This is a genomic window from Streptomyces sp. NPDC030143 (assembly GCF_055573695.1).
Map to the genome: position 1 here is coordinate 16631 of NZ_JBVIAY010000040.1, position 18951 is coordinate 35581.

Below are 18951 nucleotides of genomic sequence, written 5' to 3' on the forward strand. Positions count from 1 at the left end.
CACATCACGCGAACTCCCCGCCGGCTGACGCACCGTCCCCTTTACGTGAGCGCGGTGAGCCCTCGAAGGGAGCGTCAGGCGTGAGCAGGCTGACAGGGCTGGACCTGGCCCGCGGCCTGGCCGTCGTCGGCATGTACGCGGTCCTGCACGAGGGGAGGCGCCGTAGATCTCCTGGACGGCGAAGGAGGAGCCGGCGATGTAGGCGAACAGGGCGGCGAAGCGGGGCCGCCGGTGAGCAGGTAGCCGGTGAAGGAGCGGTCGCGCACCAGATCACGCATGGTGCGCAGGGTCGCCGGGGGCCCGCCGTGCCGTCGCTCCGGGGGCGGCAGGGCGGCGGTGGCCGCCAGGACGGCCGGACCGGGCAGTGTGAGGGTGACGAACACACCGCGCCAGCAGGTCAGTCGCAGCAACGGGCACCGAGCACGGGCGCCAGGATCGGTGCGGTGCCGGGGACCGGCATCAGCGTTGCCGATCCGGGTCCAGTGCACCAGGTCGCGGCTGTGGAAGACGGGGATGCCGGGGAAGTACTCGAAGCTGGGGCAGACCAGGTGGTAGTCGTCGCCCACGCGGCAGACGCTGGGGCCGGGGTGGAGACCGGGGATGACGGGGTTGCGCACGGCAGCCCCCCTGATTCTCTGACACGTGGTCAAGTCCTGTTCTTCATACAGTTGTCGCCGTGTGGTCGAGACGGAGCAGCACCGCGGACGGGGCCGTGGGCAGCGTCACCGTGAGGTCGGCGGTGCGGGGGTTCCAGAGGGCGTCGGCCGGGCTCGCGGAGGGATACAGCACGTCGAGACGGGCCGTACGGCCTCGCAGGTGCGGCAGGGCGAGAGCGGTGCCGGCCTCCGCGCCGGGGCGGCGCCAGACGCTGACGTAGGTGGTGGCGGGGGTGTGCAGGGCCAGGGCGAGCCACGGGTCGTCCCAGCCCGGCAGGCCGAGCGGCCATGCGGGCACGGCCTGGGCGAGGTCGGCGCGGATGGCCTTGTACGTGGCGACGGCCTCGTGGACCAGGGCGCGGGCGTCCGGTCGCAGGTCTGCCGGGAGACCGGAGAGGTGGATACGGCCGAGGAGGGCATTGACCATCGTGAAGGCCACCTCGTCCGGGGAGTCCTCCGGCACGGGGTAGGCCCAGACGGCACCCTGCTCGGGGGTGACGGCGGAGGGGGCGGAGGCGGCGATGGGTGCGTACAGCCGATGGCTCTGCTGGTCGCTGGTGGACTGCAGCTGGGCCCGGGACAGCAGCGCGTAGTCCCAGCGCATGCCGCCGGAGGAGCAGTTCTCCACCACCAGGCCGGGATGACGGTCGAGGACGCCGTCGAGCCAGTCCAGCTGGGCGCGGTTGTGCCCGAGGAGGCCGGCGGCCGGGGTCTCTCCGGGATGCGCGCTCGTGCCGGAGCCCGGGTCGATGTTGTGGTCGAGTTTGAGGTAGCCGACGCCCCACTCGCCGACCAGGCGGTCCACGACCTGGTCCAGGTGGGCGCGGGCGGCCGGGTGGCGCAGGTCCAGGTGGTGCCGGCCGGTCTCTGTGACGCGGACGCCGTCGCGGCGGAAGAACGCCTCGTCCGGCAGGGACTCGGCCATGGGGCTGCGGACCCCGATCACCTCCGGCTCCAGCCACAGACCCGGCACCATGCCGCGCTCCCGGATGCGGTCCAGCACCTCGTGGATCCCGCGCTCGCCGGGGAAGCGGGAGGCGGCCGGCTCCCAGGTGCCCACGCTGTCCCACCAGCCGCCGTTCTCGCCGTCGTACCACCCGGCGTCGATGACGAAGTACTCCGCCCCCGCGTCGGCCGCCGCGTCGATCAGCGGCAGCAACTTCTCCGTGGTGGGGTCGCCCATCAGGCAGTTCATGTAGTCGTTGAAGACGACGGGGAGCCGCTCGTGGTCCGGGTGCGGGCGGCGGATCGCGCGGCGGTAGCGGGTGAGCGCGGCGAACGCCTCGTCGGGGCCGCCGTCTTCGCTGTACGCGAGGGCCACCGGCACGGTGGTGAAGTCCGCTCCCGGCCGCAGCGGGTGCCGCCAGCCGTGGTGGGTGTCGTTCGGGCCGAACAGGGCCAGGTACGCCAGCGTGTCGCGTTCGCCGCACTCCCAGTGCCAGCCGCCCCCGTTGTGTTCGATCTGCCACACCCACGTGCGCCCGAGACGACGGTCCGTCAGACCGCCCATGGGCAGCCGGCCGCAACTGGACCACACGCCCCGGCCGGTCCGGGTGAACTCGCCCTTGCCGTTGTCGTAGACGACACGGTCCCCGATGACCGGTGAGGTCTCCCGCATCGGACGACGCTGCCAGCGGCACTCGGCGACCCAGTCGTTCTCGGCCCACAGGAGGTCCGCGGCGTCGATGGCGTCCGGGCCGTCTGCCAGCGTGCCCACCACGAGGGAGGAGACCGACTCCAGGTGGAGGGTGGCTTCGCCGTCGTTGCGCAGGGCGACCTCGGAACGCAGCACGGGGATCCCGTCCGGCGAGCGGTACGTGATCTCCGCGACCAGCCCCGTCTCCTGGTCGTGCAGTTCGACGTAGAGCACGTGCCAGTCGCCGTCGTGGCCGATGCGGTGGTCGCGGTAGCGCATCCGTCCGCCGAGGGACGTGTCGATCAGGCGGCCGCCCGACCAGGCGCGGCCATGGCCCGCGGCCGTCACCTCCACCAGGGGCAGCGGGGCCCAGTGGCGCCGCCCGGGGGGCGTGCCGCCGGGCAGGCCGATCCGCGTGAGGCGGGGGACGCCGTCCTCACCGACGCCGATCTCGATCTCGAGGGCCCGGTGGCCCCATCGGAGGGTCTGCGGTGCGCTGGTCATGGATGCCTTTCCAGTGGGTCGCGGGTGTTCAGACGAGGCGGAGCACGGCGCTGCCGCCCGCGGGCAGTTCGGACACCGTGGTGTTCGTGAGCAGGTCGTGGCCGGGCTCGGGCAGCGGCACCGGTTCGGTGCGGTGGTTGATCAGGAAGCGCCAGCGGCGGCCGTCCGGGGCGTGCCGGGTGACGGCCTCGACCCGCGACGGCAGACCGGGCATCTCCGGGCCCACCCCCGCCTCCCGGAGCAGCCGGGCGACCAGGGCGCCGTAACCGTCGACGTCGAGGCGGGTGGAGACGTACCAGGCCTGTCCGGTGCCGAAGCGGTGGCGGGTGATCGCCGGGCGTCCGGCGAGCGTGCCGCGGGTGTAGGCGGCGAGTGTCTCGGCGCCCTGGGTGTGCAGAGACTCGCTCCACACCGAGCCGTGCGAGCCGTCGGACAGGTCGACGCGTTCCTCGCGGCGCGGTGGGCGGTACTCCTCGACGCGCAGGCCGAGCGCCTGGCGCAGGGGTGCCGCGGGGTAGCCGCCGAGCCGGGCGTGCAGGCGGTCGTCCACGTAGCCGCTCGCATGCTGGACGAGGAGCGTCCCACCGGCGGCGACGTAGTCCCGCAGGTTCTCGGCCTCGTCGTCCTCCTTCCATACCGACTCGTCCCACTGCTCGGGGTTGTAGTCGCCGCCGAAGGCGAGTCCGCCCAAGCGGTCGGTCAGGCTGGGCGCGGTCATGACGGATCCTTCATGTCGGGGCTCTTGGCGGTGGCATTGCTCTGACACACCGTCAGAGTCGGTGGAAGCAGCACGCGTTCGTCCGCCGGCGGCGGCGAAGTCGTGGTCGACACAGGACGGTCCGCCCGGGTCGCCGTGCAGGCCGGTGAGCACGGCCTGCACGCCTTGCGTGCGCAGGGTGGGGTTCCGTCCGTCGTCCGGTTCGACGTTCATGAGGATCAAGCCGTCCGTCAGCCCGCTCACCGCGACCCGGCGCACACCCTCGGCCCCCTCTTCGTCGGTGACGAGCAGGACGTCGTAACCGTGCCGCCGGGCAGTTGTGGTCACGACACGGCGATCTCCGTCATGACGCGGACAGCAGCGGCGCCAGTGCGGCGGCACCTGCCGACGCGGTTGTCCTCCCGACGAAACCTCTGCGGTTCGACTCGTTGGTCATGCGGCGACCCTCCCCCCTTCGAGTGTCGAAGCGCTTCACTTCGTCGGGAACGTTAATGACCTGGTTCCCGCGTAACAAGAGGGGGGAACTCTAAGAAAGTTTCCTTCCTTCGGGTCATTGACAGCTCGTGGAGCCGGTGGCAGCGTCGAAGCGCTTCAACACTCCGAAAACCCAACCTGCTTAGGGGTTTGCCTCGTGGGTTCTCCTTCCCTGTCCGCCGCCTCCCGGCTTCCGTTCCGTGACCCCGCGCTGCCGATCGACAAGCGCGTCGACGACCTGCTCGGGCGGCTCACGCTCGGCGAGCGGATCGCGCTGCTGCACCAGTACGCGCCGGCCGTGGAGCGCCTCGGCGTCGCCGCGTTCCGCACCGGCTCGGAGGCGCTGCACGGTGTCGCATGGCTCGGGGTGGCGACGGTCTTTCCGCAAGCGGTGGGGCTCGGCGCGACCTGGGACGAGGACCTGGTGCGGGAGGTCGCCGAGGCCGTGTCGGTCGAGCTGCGGGCCTTCCACTACCACCGTCCGACGGCGAACGGCGTGGGCGTCAACAGCCTCCAGGCCTGGGCGCCCGTGCTGAACCTGCTGCGCGACCCGCGCTGGGGCCGCAACGAGGAGGGCTACTCCGAGGACCCGGAGCACACCGCACGGCTCGGCATCGCCTACTGCCGGGGCCTCTCCGGTGACCATCCCACCTACCTGCGCACGGCTCCGGTGCTCAAGCACTTCCTCGCCTACAACAACGAGGACGACCGCTGCGTCACCTCCTCCGGCCTGCGCCCACGCGTCCTCCAGGAGTACGACCTGGCCGCTTTCCGGCCCGTCGTCGCCTCGGGCGCGGCGACCGGGGCGATGGCCGCGTACAACCTGGTCAACGGCCGCCCCTGCCACGTCAGTCCGCTCCTGGAGACGGAACTGCGCCGATGGGCCGAGCCGACCGGGCACGAGCTGTTCGTCGTCAGCGACGCGGAGGCGCCCTCCAATCTGGTCGAGCCGGAGCACTACTTCGACGACCATCCCGCGGGTCACGCTGCGGCGCTGAAGGCCGGCATCGACAGCTTCACCGACCAGAACGAGGACAGCGCCACCGTGACCGGCCGGCTGCGCGAGGCCCTGGAGCGCGGCCTCATCGACGAGACGGACATCGACCGCGCGGCCCGACGACAGCTTCAACTGCGGTTCAGGCTCGGCGAGTTCGACCCCGACCTGGACCCGTACGCGGGCATCGGCCCGGACGTGATCGACTCAGCCGAGCACCGCGCCCTCGCCCGGCGCGCCGCCACCGAGTCGGTGGTGCTGCTCAAGAACGACGGTCTGCTGCCGCTCGCCGCGCAGCGCTCCCCGCGCGTCGCCGTCATCGGCCCGCTCGCCGACCGCCTCCACGAGGACTGGTACAGCGGCACCCTGCCCTACCAGGTCGGCATCGCCTCCGGCCTGCGCGCCGTCCTCGACGACGTCGTCACGGTCGAGGGCGCCGACCGGATCGCCCTGCACTCCCGGACCACGGGCGAGGTCCTCGGCGAGACCGCGTTCGACGTGCAGGAATGGGGTGAGGGCAGGCTGACCCTGCGGGAAGCGGAGACCGGCCGCTATCTGACCCGCAGGGGCGACGACTCACTCGGCGCGGACAGCGACGTGATCAAGAGCTGGTTCGTCGACGAAACCTTCTTTCTGGAGCCCGACCCCGCCGGCGACGCCGACACCGTGGTCCTGCGCAACGTCCACACCGGCCGTTACGCCACGGTCGATCCCACCGACGGCCGGGTCGCCGTCACCGCCCAGACCCCGCGGGAGGCGGAACGCTGGCGGCGCGAGCTGCTGCGGGACGGCACGGCGGAGGCCGTCGCGGCGGCCGAGGCGGCCGATGTCGCGATCGTCGTCCTCGGCAACCACCCGATGATCAACGGCCGGGAGACCGAGGACCGTCCGGGCATCGCCCTGCCGTCGACCCAGGAGGCGCTGCTGCGCGAGGTCGCGACGGTCCGCCCCGACACGGCGCTCGTCGTCATGAGCAGCTATCCCTTCGCCCTCGACTGGGCTGACGAACACCTGTCCGCCGTGATGTGGACGTCTCACGGCGGACAGGAGACAGGCGCCGCCGTGGCCTCGGTGCTGCTCGGCGAGGCCGACGCCGTCGGCCGGCTGCCGCAGACCTGGTACCGCGGCGACGACGAGCTCCCCCACCCCCTCGACTACGACGTCATCAAGGCGGGCTGGACCTACCAGTACCACCGCCGCGCACCCCTTTACGCCTTCGGCCACGGCCTGTCCTACACCGAGTTCACCCACACCGACCTGCGCCTTTCCACGACGGAGCTGCCCCAGGACGGCACACTCGACGTCGCGCTCACGCTGTCGAACACCGGCGCACGGTCCGGGAGCGAGGTCGTGCAGCTCTACGTCCGTGCGCTGGACGCCCGCTACGAAGCGCCCCAGCTGCGGCTCGCCGACTTCCGCAAGGTACGACTCGAACCCGGCGAGAGCCGCAAGCTGACCTTCCAGATGCCCGCGGAGCGCTTCGCCCACTGGGACGTGACCGAGGGGGCCTTCCGCGTCGACCCCGGCGCGTACCAGATCCTCGTGGCCCGTTCCGCCGAACACATCGTCCTGACCGCGCCGTTGACGGTGACCGGCCCCGCACCCGCGCCCCGCTCGGTGGTCGGCCGGCGCGTTGTGGCCGTCGACTTCGACGACTACACCGGCATCACCCTCGTCGACGCCACCCGCACCGACGGCGACGCGGTCGCGCCGACCGACCCGGCCCACCCCGGAACGCTGCTGTTCCGCTCCGTCGACCTGTCCGCAGCCGTCCGCTTCGAGGCGGAGATCGCACGCGAGGGCACGGCGCCGGGCGAACCCCGCCTCGAACTCCGGGCCGGAGACCGGCTCCTGGCGGAGCTCGTGCCACCTGTCACGGGCAGTCGCCACACCTGGACGACGGTGACCGCCGACGTGGCGGTGCCGGATGACGGCGTGCACGACCTGCGGCTGACGCTGCAGGGCGATGTCCGTCTCGCTTCCTTCTCCTTCGGTGTGTCCACGGACGGTGCCGCATGAAGTTCACGAACGGCTACTGGCTGATGCGCCCCGGCTGCACCGCGCACGTCACCACCGAAACCGAGGACATCGGGACCGACGAGCACCGGATGACCCTGTACGCCCCCGTCGAGCACGTCGCCCGCCGGGGGGCCACCCTCACAGCCCGCTGCTGACCGTGGAGAGTGCTGGTCCCCGGCCGAGGGCCTGATCGGGGTACGCGCCGCCCACCACGCACCGGCGAGCGCGTGACCGGCCCGCGCTGCATGACACCCTTGTCGACATCGTCGGCACCGCCGCCGCCCTGCACGCCCTCGGCGTCACCGAGGTCGTCAGCTCCCCGCTGCCGCTGGGCCGGGGCCGCATCGACGCGGCGCACGGCGTCCTGCCCTGCCCGGCCCCTGCGACGCTCGCGCTGCTGTCCGGAGCCGCGGTCACCGGCACCGACCTGCCGGGGGAGACGGTGACACCGACCGCCGCCGCGCTGCTGCGCGCCTCCGGGACCCGGTACGGTCCACCGCCGCCCATGACCCTCGGGCCCACCGGCTACGGCGCGGGCACCCGACGCCTGCCCGACCGGCCCGACGTCACCGCCGTCACCCTCGGGGAACCGGCGCGAAGAGGCCAGGAGGACGTCGTCGTCCTGGAGACCAACCTCGACGACGTCACCGGCGAGGTCCTCGGCCACACCATCGCCCGGGCCATGGACTCGGGGGCGCTCGACGCCTGGGCCACCCCCGCCGTGATGAAGAAGGGCCGCCCCGCCCAAATCCTGCACGTGCTCACCACCCCCGAGCACGAGCGCCGACTGCGCGACCTCGTCCCGGCCGAGACCGGCAGCCTCGGAGTCCGCCGCCTCACCGCCACCCGTACCACGCTGCCGCGTCGCTTCGAGACCGTCGACGTCGACGGACACCCGGTCCGGATCAAGCACGGCCCCCACCGGGCCAAGCCCGAACACGACGACCTGGTGGCCGCCGCGACCCAACTCGGCCTTCCCCTGCGCGCGGTGGCGGCCCGAGCGCTGCGGCAGCGACTGAGCGGCGAGCCACAACACCGGCAACCCATGAGCGGCGAGCCAGAACACCGGCAACCGAAGGAGGCCGGGACCGATGGGTGACGCGACACAGGAACAGCGCCTGCTGGACCGTATCGGAGCCATCGGACCGGTCGCCGTGGCCTACTCGGGCGGCGCGGACTCCGCCCTCGTCCTCGCCGCCGCCGTACGCGCCCTCGGAGCGGGCCGCGTGCTGGCCGTCACCGCCGTCTCGGAGAGCCTGGCCGCCGAGGAATTCCCACGGGCCCGAACGCTCGCCGAGAGTTCGGGAGTGGCCCACCTGACTCCGCGGACCGAGGAACTCTCCCGCCCCGGCTACCGGGCCAACGGCCGCGACCGCTGCTACTTCTGCAAGTCGGAGGTCCTGGACACCATCACCGTCCTCGCCGGCGAGCACGGCTACGACGACGTGGCCACCGGGACCAACGCGGACGACGCCCGCGACCCGCACCGCCCGGGCATCCGGGCCGGCCGGGAACGCGGCATCCACACCCCGCTCCTCGACAACGGCCTGGACAAGGCGGCCGTACGGCGGCTCAGCAGGGCCTGGTCACTGCCGACGTGGGACAAGCCGGCGACCCCCTGCCTGGCCAGCCGGATCCGCTACGGCATCGAGGTCACCCCGCACCGCCTCGCCCGCGTCGACCGCGCCGAGGCCGCCGTACGCGCCCTGCTCGCCGACGCCGGAGTGACCGTGACGGACCTGAGGGTCCGCGACCTCGGGGACACCGTCCGCCTGGAGGTCGACTCCCGGCTCGTGGAGCGGGTCGCGGCGCACCCGGGGATCCCCCGGGCCCTGGCGACCGCGGGCTACGGTGACCTGCCCCACCACGTCGGGCCCTTCCGGTCGGGAGGGCTCAACGTGGAGTCCTGACCGGGCGGTTGAGGCTACTCAATCCGGCAGCGGCAGCTCCGCCCAGATCGTCTTCCCGGTGGCGGTCTGGCGGCTGCCCCAGCGTTCCGCGAGCTGGGCGACGAGCAGCAGTCCGCGTCCGCCCTCGTCGAAGGAGCGGGCCCGACGCAGGTGAGGGGCGGTGCTGCTGCCGTCGGACACCTCGCAGATGAGTGTGTCGCCGCGCAGGAGGCGCAGTTCGAGGGGCGCGGTGCCGTAGCGGATGGCGTTGGTGACCAGTTCGCTGACGATCAGTTCGGTGGCGAAGGTCAGCTCGTCCAGTCCCCAGGCGGTCAGCTGGTCGCTCGCCTTGCGGCGGGCCCCGGCGACGAGGGCGGGGTCCGTGGGCAGCCGCCAGGTGTGCACCCGGTCGGCGTCGAGCGCGGACGTGCGGGCCAGGAGCAGCACGATGTCGTCGGCGGGAGCGGCGGGTATCACCTTGCGGACCACCTGGTCGCAGATGTCCTCCAGGCCGGCGGGCGGATGGGTCAGCGCGTTCCGCAGCAGGCCCAGCCCGCTGTCGATGTCACGGTCGGCGGCCTCGATCAGCCCGTCCGTGTAGAGGGCGAGCAGGCTGCCCTCCTCCAGTTCGACCTCGACGGCTTCGAACGGCAGGCCCCCCACACCCAGCGGCGGGCCGGCCGGCAGGTCGAGGAACCGCACGGTTCCGTCCGTGGCCACCAGGGCCGGCGGCGGATGTCCCGCGCGGGCCAGACGGCAGGTGCAGGAGACCGGGTCGTAGACGGCGTACAGGCAGGTGGCGCCCACTTCCCCGCTCATCAGGTCCCGTGCGTCGAACCCTTCCTCCCGGTCCAGCCGGACGACGAGGTCGTCGAGCTGGGTGAGCAGTTCGTCGGGGGCGAGATCCACGTCGGCGAGCGTACGCACGGCGGTGCGCAGACGGCCCATCGTGGCCGAGGCGTGGATGCCGTGGCCCACCACGTCACCCACCACCAGGGCGACCCGTCCCCCGGACAGGGGGATGACGTCGAACCAGTCGCCGCCGACCCCGCTCGCGGAACCGGCCGGCAGGTACCGGTAGGCGAGGTCCACCGCCACCGGTGCGGGCAGCCGCTCGGGCAGCAGGCTGCGCTGGAGGGCGAGGGCGGTCCGGCGTTCCTGGGTGTAGCGGCGGGCGTTGTCGATGCTCACGGCCGCTCTGGCGGCGATCTCCTCGGCCAGCAGCAGGTCGTCGTCCCCGAAGGCCTCCGGCGTGCGGTGCCGGACCAGATACACCAGGCCCAGGGTGACGCCGCGGGCGCGCAGCGGCACCAGCAGGACGGAGTGCATCCCGTACCGCCGCACCGCCTCGCCGCGAGCAGGGGACTCGGCCAGCCACTCGCGCAGCACCGGGTCGCCCATGCGGTGCCGGGTGCCCCGGCCGGTGCGCAGCGCCCGGGCCGCCGGAGAGCGCGGGTGCCGGACGGCCGTCTCACCCACCGGCACCGCGGCCTCCGGACATCCCGGGAGCACCGAGGCGTGGGCGCAGCGGGACAGGACGACCGGTCCGGTGGGCGACACCGGTTCCGGTTCGTCTCCGCGGACGACGGACTCCAGAAGGTCGACGACGACGTAGTCGGCGAATCCCGACACGGCCACCTCGGCGAGCTCCTCCGCGGTCCGCGTCACGTCGAGGGTGCCGCCGATGCGCGCACTGGCCTCGTTGAGCACCTCCAGGCGGCGCCGGGCCCAGTACTGCTCGGTGGTGTCGATCACCAACGCCGACAGGCCCCGTACCGAGCCGCCCGGGTCCTTCAGCGGGGTGAGGTAGACCGACCAGGCGTGATCCTGGACCTCGCCCAGGGCCCGGCCGGGCTGCTGCTCACTGTGGACGGCCTCCCCGGTGCGCAGAACCCGGCGCTGGAGGCGGTCCATCTCGCGATGGCTCGGCTGGATCTCGGTGAGGGTCAGGCCTTTCATCTCGTCGCTGGTCAGCCCCATGGCCCGGCTCATCACCTGGTTGCAGGCCACGAAGCGGGCCCGCTGGTCGTAGACGGCGACGGACAGTGGGAGCTGCGCGAGCGTGCGGTCCCACAGCTCCGCGGCGTCCGCCTCGCCCGGACCGGAGGCGTACGTCGCCGCGGCGCCCGTGACGAGCCAGAGCGAGCCCGTCTCCCCGGCCGGCAGCGGTATGCCGCGCAGCCGCACGAGCACCCGGTCGCCGTCGCGGTGGCGCAGCGCCACGTCGCTCGTCCAGGGCTCTCCGGCGGACAGGTGCCGGCCTGCGGAGTGGGGCAGGTCCGCGGCGAGCAGGTCGCGGGCCGGACGTCCGACGACGTCGTCGGACGTGTGTCCGAGCAGCGCCCGGGCGCCCGCGCTCCACGCCATGATTCTCAGCTCGGTATCGACGACGACCGCGAAGTCCTCGGGTACTCCGGTGCCCTCTGCCGCACCGGAGACGTCGGACTGGTTGTCCATGGGACGACCCACTCTCGTTCGTGCCCTGACGCCGCCCCCGCCGGCGGCACGCGTCACGGGCGGTGCGTCCAGCATCGCGCCCCGACACGTCTGGCTCAACCGAAGCGGGCACCTGTCGGAATGAGTACTGCTCGTCTCTCCCGTTTTGTGGTGAAGATTTCTAGTGGTTCCGAGAGGCCGCCGTAGCGAGTGCCGCCGGCAGGAGACGGCGGACGGAGGCGGCGGAGTGTCTGCCTCTCCTGGTGGTTCTGGTGGTCGGACTGGTGTGCATGGGGCGGCTCCACGGGGGCCTTGGGTGCGGTTGATGCGGTCCAGGGGGTGTTGTCGGTACGGGTTGTGCGGATCACCCAGCGCTTCGGCTCCGAGGGTTTCGGGGCGGGCGGCCGTCACCGCTCGCGGTCGAGCAGGGTGTAGCGCCCGGCCCGCACCACCACGTCGGCCGCGGTCCCGCGCAGGAAGCGGGCGAGCAAGGCGGACTGGTTCATGCCGGCGCAGATCGCCCCGATCACGCCCTGGTCGCGCAGTTCGGCCAGGGCGGGCACGGCCTCGTCGGCGGCCTGGGCCCAGTGGTCGTCGGGGTCGTGGAGCTAGACGATGTCGAGGCGGTCCAGGCCGGTGCGCTCCCGCGTCTCCCCGATAGAGCGCAGTACGCCGTCACGGCTGACGTCCCACTGCCGGCGCAGGTCGTCCCGTACGACGAACCCCTCGTCGTCGACGCCCCGCGGGTGCTCGTTGGGAACGAGCAGGCGGCCCACCTTGGACGACACCACGCACTCCTCGCGCGGCCGCTCGCGCAGCGCGGCGCCGAGCCGGCGTGCGGAGAGGCCGAGGCCGTAGTGCGGGGCGGTGCCGAAGTAGCGGACGCCCGCCTCCCAGGCGGCGTGGATCGCGGCCGACGCGGCCTGGGAGGCGCTCACCCGGCAGAGGTTTCCGATCACCGAGGCGCCGAAGCCGAGTCCGGTGACGGCGACCGGCGTGTGCTGGATCCTCCGGTGATGCAGGACGTGCTCCTGGGGACAGGGGTGGGGGCGCCGGTCAGCGTCGGACGTGTGCCGAGCCGCCGGCGACGAGCACCTCTACCTCGGCGGGAGTGGCCATCGAGACGTCGCCGGGAGTGGTCATGACCAGGGCGCCGCGGGCCGTGCCGTGGGCGAGGGCACGTTCCAGGGGGTGTCCGGCGAGCAGGCCGTGGATCAGTCCGGCGGCGAAGCCGTCGCCGGAGCCGATGCGGTCCAGGACGTGCAGCCCGGGCATGCGGGGCCCGGGCCGGTCCCGGCGGACCAGGCCGCCGAGCTCCAGGTGTTCACGCCCGCCGAGGGCACCTCGCGCAGGGTCGTCGCGAGCACCCCGGTACCGGGCGGCAGGTCGGCCGCCGCGGCGAGGGCGTCCGGCACCTCGTCGGCCGCGAACCGCACCGCGCCGGGGTGCCCGCCCGCGAGACCCAGTGCGCCCACCACGACATCGGTGTGCCGGGCGAGTCTCAGGTCGACCTCGCGGGCCCGCTCCGCTCCGCCACGGTCGGCCCAGAGGCTGGAGCGGTAGTTCGGGTCGTAGGAGACGGTGAGTCCATGCCGACGCGCGGCCGTCATCGCCTCGTCGGCCACGTCGACCGTGGTTTCCGACAGACCCGCGAAGATGCCGCCGGTGTGGAACCGGCGTGCCCCGGCCGAGAACACCGTGTTCCAGCCCACGTCGCCCTTGCGCAGTTGGGAGACGTGGACTGGGCGCGGTCGCTGACGCCGAGCGCGCCGCGGATCCCGAAGCCGCGTTCGACGAGGGGGCCCGGAGCACCCCCAGGACGTACCCCAGGTCGTGCCCTGACGCCGCCCCCGCCCCCGGGCCGGCGTCTCACTTCCTCCGCCGTTGTCGCCACAGGTCCGGCCTGAGGCCGGGGAAGGGGCGGGCTGCCTCCGACCATGGCGGGTCGGGTGAAGCCCGCCCCCGGCGAGGCTGCGGGTACGGCGGTCACACCGAGGTGGTGAGCCCTGGGTCCGGGTTGCCGTAGTAGGCGTCGGGGCCGTGTTTGCGGGTGTAGTGCCGCGTCAGGAGGTGCGGAGGTGGCGGAGCCGTCGGGAAGAGGGACAGGGTGTGCAGGGCGATGTCCGCGACGGCCTCGCAGATGATCGCGTGTTCCAGGGACTTGCGGGCGCCGGCTCCCCAGGTGAAGGGCCCGTGACTGGCGACCAGGGCGCCGGGGACCTCGCTCGCCCTGCGATCGTCCCTCTCCAGCATCTCCACGATGACGTGGCCGGTGTTGTACTCGTAGTCCTTCGCGCACTGCTCGGCGGTCAGGTCCGGCGTGCAGGGTATGGGGCCGTTGAAGGTGTCGGCGTGGGTGGTGCCGAGGACGGGTATCTCGCGGCGGGCCTGGGCGAAGGCGACCGCGTGCGTGGAGTGGGTGTGCGTGATCCCGCCGATGGACGGGAACGCCAGGTACAGGCAGCGGTGAGTCTCGGTGTCGGTGGAGGGGCGCAGGTGGCCGTCCACGACCACGCCGTCGGAGAGACGGACGGTCACCAGGTCGTCCAGGGACAGATCCTCGTAGCGGACGCCGGAGGGCTTGATGACGAACACCCCGGCCTCCCGGTCGACCCCGCTGACGTTCCCCCAGGTCAATGTCGCCAGACCGACCTGCGGAATGGCGAGGTTCGCCTCCAGGACCTCCTGTCGCAGCCCGTCGCGGACGCGCACGGTCATCGGGTCGTCTCCTTCGCTACGGGGGTCACAGGGCCTGCGCCAGACGGTGGTACGCGGCGTTCCAGCGGATTTCCTTGCTGAACTGATCGGTGTTGGTGTTCTCGTCGATGGTCAGCAGCTCGACGCCGGTCATGGAGGCGTAGTCGGTGAGCGTCTCCAGATCGACGGCCGAACTCAGCACCGTATGGTGCGGGGCGCCGGCCAGCAGCCAGCTTTCGGCCGACTCCGCCAGTGAGGGGCGCGGCTTCCAGACAGCCCGCGCGACCGGAAGGCTGTGCAGCGGCTCGCTGGGGGCGATGACGTCGACGGCGTTCGCGGTGAGCCGGAAGCGGTCGCCGAGGTCGGACAGTCCGACGACGACTGCGGGGCCGGGCGCCGCGTCGAAGACGAGGCGGACCGGGTCCTCGCGGCCGCCGATGGACAGGGGGTGGATCTCGCAGCGGGGGCGGTCGGCCGCGATGGACGGGCAGACCTCCAGCATGTGGGCGCCCAGGACGCGGGGGGTGCCGGGTCCGAGGTGGTACGTGTAGTCCTCCATGAAGGAGGTGCCGCCCGCCTGACCGAGGCCCATGACCTTCATCGTGCGCAGCAGGGCGGAGGTCTTCCAGTCGCCTTCGCCGCCGAAGCCGTAGCCGTCGGCCATGAGGCGCTGGACGGCGATGCCGGGCAGCTGGCGCAGGCCGCCGAGGTCTTCGAAGTTGGTGGTGAAGGCGGTGAAGCCGCCCTCGGTGAGGAAGGTCCGCAGGCCCAGTTCGAGACGGGCCGCGTACAGCAGGGAGTCATGGCGGTTGCCGTCGGGGCGCAGGGCCGAGACGACGTCGTACGATTCCACGTACTCGGCGGCGAGTTCGGCGGCGGCCTTGTCCTCGACCTGGTCCACGACGGCCACCAGGTCGTTGACGGCGTAGGTGTTGACGGAGAAGCCGAACCGCAGCTGGGCCTCCACCTTGTCGCCCTCGGTGACGGCGACGTCGCGCATGTTGTCGCCGAAGCGGGCGAGACGCAGGGTGCGTGAGGCGTGGCGGCCGACGGCGGCGCGGGCCCAGGCCCCGATGCGCCGGACGACCCTCGGGTCGGTGGCGTGGCCGGCGACGATCTTGCGGTCGACGCCGACGCGGGACTCGATGTGGCCGAACTCGCGGTCGCCGTGGGCGGCCTGGTTGAGGTTCATGAAGTCCATGTCGATGCTCGGCCAGGGCAGCGACAGGTTGTACTGGGTGTGCAGGTGCAACAAGGGCCGGTCCAGGGCGCTGAGACCGGCGATCCACATCTTCGCGGGCGAGAAGGTGTGCATCCACACGATCACGCCCACGCAGGTGTCGGAGGCGCTCGCCTCCTGGCACATCCGGCGGATCGAGTCGGCGTCGGTGAGGACCGGCTTCCACACGATCCGGACCGGGACCTTGCCGGGCTGCCCGAGGATTTCGGCAATGCTCCGCGACTGCTCGGCCACCTGACGCAGGACGTCGTCGCCGTACAGGCCCTGGCTGCCGGTGAGAAACCAGACCTCCTGGTCGGCGTAAGGCTGGGCTGGTGTGCTCATGATGGGTTCCTTTCCAGACGTTCGGGTGGTGCGAGCCGGCGGGGCGTTGCCGGGCTGTGCGAAGGCTCAGGCGGAAGCTTCGGCGCGGATGCGGCGCAGGCGGTGCATGACCTCGTTGGTGCCGCGGCCGAAGTAGTCGTGCAGCAAGCGGTATTCCGCGTACAGGCGCTCGTAGGCCGCGGCACGCTCGGGGTCGGGCTGGTAGACCCCGCGCCGGACCTTGCCCATGGCGTGCGCTGCGGCGCGGATGTCGGGGTACGCCCCGGCGGCGACCGCGGCGTGCATGGCGGCGCCGAGGGCCGGGCCCTGGGCGGAGCCGATGACGCCGAGCGGGCGGCGCGTGACATCGGCGTAGATCTGCATGAGCAGAGCGTTCTTCGTCAGGCCGCCCGCGATGATCAGTTCCCGTACCGGTACGGCGGCGTCCTCGAAGGCGTCGATGATGGTGCGAGTGCCGAAGGCGGTGGCCTCCAGCAGGGCGCGGTAGACGTCCTCGGGGCGGGTGGACAGGGTCTGGCCCACGACGACGCCGCTGAGGTCGTGGTCGACCAGGATCGACCGGTTGCCGCTGTGCCAGTCCAGGGCGATCAGGCCGTGCTGGCCGACGCGCTGCCCGGCCGCGAGCTCGGTCAGGTACTCGTGCGGGCTCTGGCCGGCGGCCGCGGCGCGTTCGGCGTACTCGGCGGGCAGGCTGGTGCGGATGAACCAGGCGAAGATGTCGCCGACGCCGCTCTGTCCGGCCTCGTAGCCCCACAGTCCGGGCAGGATGCCGCCATCGACGACACCGCACATGCCGGGGACCGTGCCACGCTGGTCCGAGCTCATCACATGGCAGGTGGAGGTGCCCATGATGGCGACCATCTGGCCGGGCTCCACGGCGACCGCCGCCGGGGCCGTCACATGCGCGTCGACGTTGCCGACGCAGACCGCGATGCCCTCCGGCAGGCCCGTCCAGGCGGCGGCCTCGGCGGTCAACCGCCCGGCCGCCTCACCGAGTTGGCCGATCGGCTGGTCCAGCTTGTCGGTGACGAAGGAGGCGAAGTCCGGGTGCAGGGCGGCCAGGTACTCCGGTGACGGGTACCTCCCGTCCTGGTACTGGCCCTTGTAGCCGGCGGTGCAGGCGTTGCGGACGTACGCGCCGCTCAGTCGCCAGACGATCCAGTCCGCCGCCTCCACCCAGCGCTCGGTGCGCTGGTAGATCTCCGCGTCCTCCTCCAGGACCTGCAGCGCCTTGGCGAACTCCCACTCCGAGGAGATCTTGCCGCCGTACCGCTCCAGCCACGGTTCCTTCCGCTCGGCGGCCAGCGCGTTGATCCGGTCGGCCTGACCCTGAGCCGCGTGGTGGCGCCACAGCTTGACGTAGGCGTGCGGGCGGGCGGCGTACTCGGGCAGCTCGCACAGGGGCGTGCCGTCGGCGAGCACCGGCAGGACAGTGCAGGCGGTGAAGTCGGTGCCGATGCCGATCACCTGTTCCGGCCGCACTCCGGCACGGGCGAGAGCCTCGGGTACGGCGGTGCGCAGGACGTCGGTGTAGTCCGAGGGCACCTGCAGGGCCCAGTCGGGGGGCAGCGGCGTACCGTCGGGCAGCTCCCGGTCGAGAACGGCGTGCCGGTACGGGTGCTCCGCAACGCCCAACTCGGCACCGTCCCGGACGCGGACCACCACAGCCCGCCCTGACAGGGTGCCGAAGTCCACCCCCACGACACAGAGGTCGAGGCTCGTCGATTCAACATGCTCTGCGTGCACAGGTCGTCCTTAGTGCGTTTGGATGATCTGGGGCGGCGAGCAACTGATTGTCCGGTATATCGATCGCTGTTCGAAATTACGAACAGCGGACCGCCTCTGCGAACATCCCGATCGGGGCCGCACGGATCCACGTCCTGCGACACCAATGAGGAAAGTATTGCTCATCGCTGCGCCATCTTGACCCGTCAAGGCTCGAACGTAAACCCCCGACAGCCTCCCTGTGTGAGCAACCAGCCCGGCACGGCTTCCCTGGCCGGAAGAATTTGCTACTGGGAACGGATGATGAAGGGCGGGGGCGTCATCGACAACCAGTTTGCAACGTTCGCGCAGACGAGGAAGCCGGTGAAGCAAGGAAACCGACACAGCTCGCGTTGACACAGAATCGAGCTGGAAGAGGCCGACGGTGTCCGAGGCCCGGATCAGCTCGGAGGCCTGCTGGTCATTCAGACTGACGTGATCAGGATTGTCGAGATCGAGCAGGCGTCCGGTCGTGCGGCGGTCGGCGACCGCGTACGCCATCGCGGACTGCATCCGCACGCCCAGCACGTCGAGCTTCAGGAGACCAAGATCTTCGATGTCCTCCTTGTCGGCCTGCACGGTGCATCGCGTGGCCGCGGGGCAGCGCGGTCGGGCCTGTGTGACGTCGTGATCAATCGGCTGCTCGCAGGAGGTCCTCGAGCCAGATCCTCGAGGCGCGGAGTTCGAGACCAGCGAGGCAGCTCTCGGGTGTCTTGTCGAAGCGGGTGGAGATGCCGCGCCAGTCCTCCAGCCGGTTGATCAGGCGGTCGACGGTGTTGCGCTCCTTGTCACGTCTTCCCGCATCTAAGGGGGAACCTCCAGGGCAGAACGGTTCACGTTTCGTAGCGCCCATGGTGCGCGCGTGAGAGGGCGGCGGCGCCCTGGCAGGCGAGGGTAGCGGCATCGTCTGCGTACTGGGGGATGTCGTCGGGCCATTTCGAGGTCGGCTGGAGGATCAGCAGCGAGACGGCACCGGGCAGGCACGCGCAGATGGCCCGGGTCAGCGCCGTCACATCGCCGTGGAGCACGCCGGCGTCGGCGCATCGCTGCACCGCTTCCCGCAGGAATCGGAAGCAGGCGTCGGCGACCTGCTCAGTGACGGCTGTCGCGGGTCCGGTCGCGACCAGGCGGTAGCGCAGGGGATGGTCGAGCCCGAACCTGATGTAGGCGACACTGCGCTGGTGGAGTTCGGCGAACGGGTCACTGTTCTGGGCGCTGATGCTCAGCATCCGTCGGTTGAGCTCGTCCCAGACCCCCAGGCACACGGTGTGCAGCAGTTCCAGTCGGTTGTCGAAGTGCATATACACCGAGGGGGTGCTGACCCCGACGGCCTGTGCCACCGCACGGATGGTCACGCCGTCCTCGCCGGCGTCGTCGAGCAGCGTGCCGGCCGCTTCGATGAGCTCGTCCCTCAGTCGGCCGCCGTGGCCTCGCTTGGCGCGACTGCGTCGACGTCCTTCGGTTGTGCTGGCGCGGCCGTCGGCCGTGGTCTGGCCGGGTCCCTTAGAGGTCCTAACAAAGGCGTTGGACGTGGCGGTGGGTGATCAGACAGGTGGCGAGGCCGAGGAACGCTTCGTGGATGTCGTCGCGTCTCTCCCAG

Annotated in this window: 12 protein-coding genes and 4 pseudogenes; 4 read left to right on the forward strand and 12 right to left on the reverse strand. The window is 71.8% G+C overall.

Annotated features, from left to right (window positions below):
- Positions 1-461: 461 nt before the first annotated feature.
- The 3 genes and pseudogenes from ACZ4YY_RS35795 to ACZ4YY_RS35805 all read right to left on the reverse strand — a co-directional run.
- A pseudogene (locus ACZ4YY_RS35795) lies at positions 462-632 on the reverse strand (family 43 glycosylhydrolase); the annotation flags it as partial.
- 28 nt (positions 633-660) lie between these two features.
- Positions 661-2796 (reverse strand): alpha-galactosidase, encoded by a 2136-nt coding sequence (locus tag ACZ4YY_RS35800; protein WP_468299349.1) that lies wholly within the window; start codon positions 2794-2796, stop codon positions 661-663.
- 28 nt (positions 2797-2824) lie between these two features.
- A complete protein-coding gene (locus ACZ4YY_RS35805) occupies positions 2825-3841 on the reverse strand; it encodes a beta-galactosidase trimerization domain-containing protein (RefSeq protein ID WP_468299351.1) in 1017 nt (338 codons plus the stop codon).
- A gap of 304 nt (positions 3842-4145) precedes the next feature.
- On the opposite strand from ACZ4YY_RS35805, the gene ACZ4YY_RS35810 reads away from it, so the two are divergent.
- The 4 genes from ACZ4YY_RS35810 to larE all read left to right on the forward strand — a co-directional run bounded on the left by ACZ4YY_RS35810 (position 4146) and on the right by larE (position 8911).
- Positions 4146-7001, forward strand: coding sequence for a glycoside hydrolase family 3 C-terminal domain-containing protein (locus ACZ4YY_RS35810; RefSeq protein WP_468299353.1), 2856 nt, complete (start codon positions 4146-4148; stop codon positions 6999-7001).
- Positions 6998-7156, forward strand: coding sequence for a hypothetical protein (locus tag ACZ4YY_RS35815; protein ID WP_468299355.1), 159 nt, complete (start codon positions 6998-7000; stop codon positions 7154-7156). The genes ACZ4YY_RS35810 and ACZ4YY_RS35815 overlap by 4 nt, the downstream gene beginning before the upstream one ends.
- A gap of 86 nt (positions 7157-7242) precedes the next feature.
- On the forward strand, positions 7243-8100 hold the full coding sequence (larC2, locus tag ACZ4YY_RS35820; RefSeq protein WP_468299366.1) for a nickel pincer cofactor biosynthesis protein LarC2: 858 nt from the start codon (positions 7243-7245) through the stop codon (positions 8098-8100).
- Complete coding sequence (larE, locus tag ACZ4YY_RS35825) at positions 8093-8911, forward strand: ATP-dependent sacrificial sulfur transferase LarE (protein WP_468299357.1); 819 nt, start codon at positions 8093-8095, stop codon at positions 8909-8911. The genes larC2 and larE overlap by 8 nt, the downstream gene beginning before the upstream one ends.
- Before the next feature lie 18 nt (positions 8912-8929).
- Here larE and ACZ4YY_RS35830 read toward each other — a convergent pair whose 3' ends face one another.
- From ACZ4YY_RS35830 to ACZ4YY_RS35870, 9 genes and pseudogenes are all read right to left on the reverse strand, one after another.
- Positions 8930-11347, reverse strand: coding sequence for a SpoIIE family protein phosphatase (locus tag ACZ4YY_RS35830; protein WP_468299359.1), 2418 nt, complete (start codon positions 11345-11347; stop codon positions 8930-8932).
- 395 nt (positions 11348-11742) lie between these two features.
- A pseudogene (locus ACZ4YY_RS35835) lies at positions 11743-12348 on the reverse strand (aldo/keto reductase); the annotation flags it as partial.
- A 34-nt stretch (positions 12349-12382) separates the two neighbouring features.
- Positions 12383-13199: pseudogene (locus ACZ4YY_RS35840) on the reverse strand (PfkB family carbohydrate kinase); the annotation flags it as partial.
- Between the two features lie 113 nt (positions 13200-13312).
- Positions 13313-14044 carry an L-ribulose-5-phosphate 4-epimerase AraD gene (araD, locus tag ACZ4YY_RS35845; RefSeq protein WP_468299360.1) on the reverse strand — a complete coding sequence of 244 codons (732 nt, stop codon included), beginning with the start codon at positions 14042-14044 and terminating at the stop codon, positions 13313-13315.
- 25 nt (positions 14045-14069) lie between these two features.
- The gene (gene araA, locus ACZ4YY_RS35850) at positions 14070-15587 is read right to left on the reverse strand and encodes an L-arabinose isomerase (protein WP_468299362.1); all 1518 of its coding nucleotides are present in this window, start codon (positions 15585-15587) and stop codon (positions 14070-14072) included.
- A 66-nt stretch (positions 15588-15653) separates the two neighbouring features.
- The gene (gene araB / locus ACZ4YY_RS35855; protein WP_468299364.1) at positions 15654-17333 is read right to left on the reverse strand and encodes a ribulokinase; all 1680 of its coding nucleotides are present in this window, start codon (positions 17331-17333) and stop codon (positions 15654-15656) included.
- A 378-nt stretch (positions 17334-17711) separates the two neighbouring features.
- Positions 17712-17930, reverse strand: a pseudogene (locus ACZ4YY_RS35860) (hypothetical protein); the annotation flags it as partial.
- A gap of 52 nt (positions 17931-17982) precedes the next feature.
- Positions 17983-18204: a hypothetical protein gene (locus tag ACZ4YY_RS35865; RefSeq protein WP_468299370.1), complete on the reverse strand. Its 222-nt coding sequence runs from the start codon at positions 18202-18204 to the stop codon at positions 17983-17985.
- Positions 18185-18766, reverse strand: coding sequence for a TetR/AcrR family transcriptional regulator (locus tag ACZ4YY_RS35870; protein WP_468299368.1), 582 nt, complete (start codon positions 18764-18766; stop codon positions 18185-18187). Before ACZ4YY_RS35870 ends, ACZ4YY_RS35865 begins: the two co-directional genes overlap by 20 nt.
- Between the last annotated feature and the right edge of the window lie 185 nt (positions 18767-18951).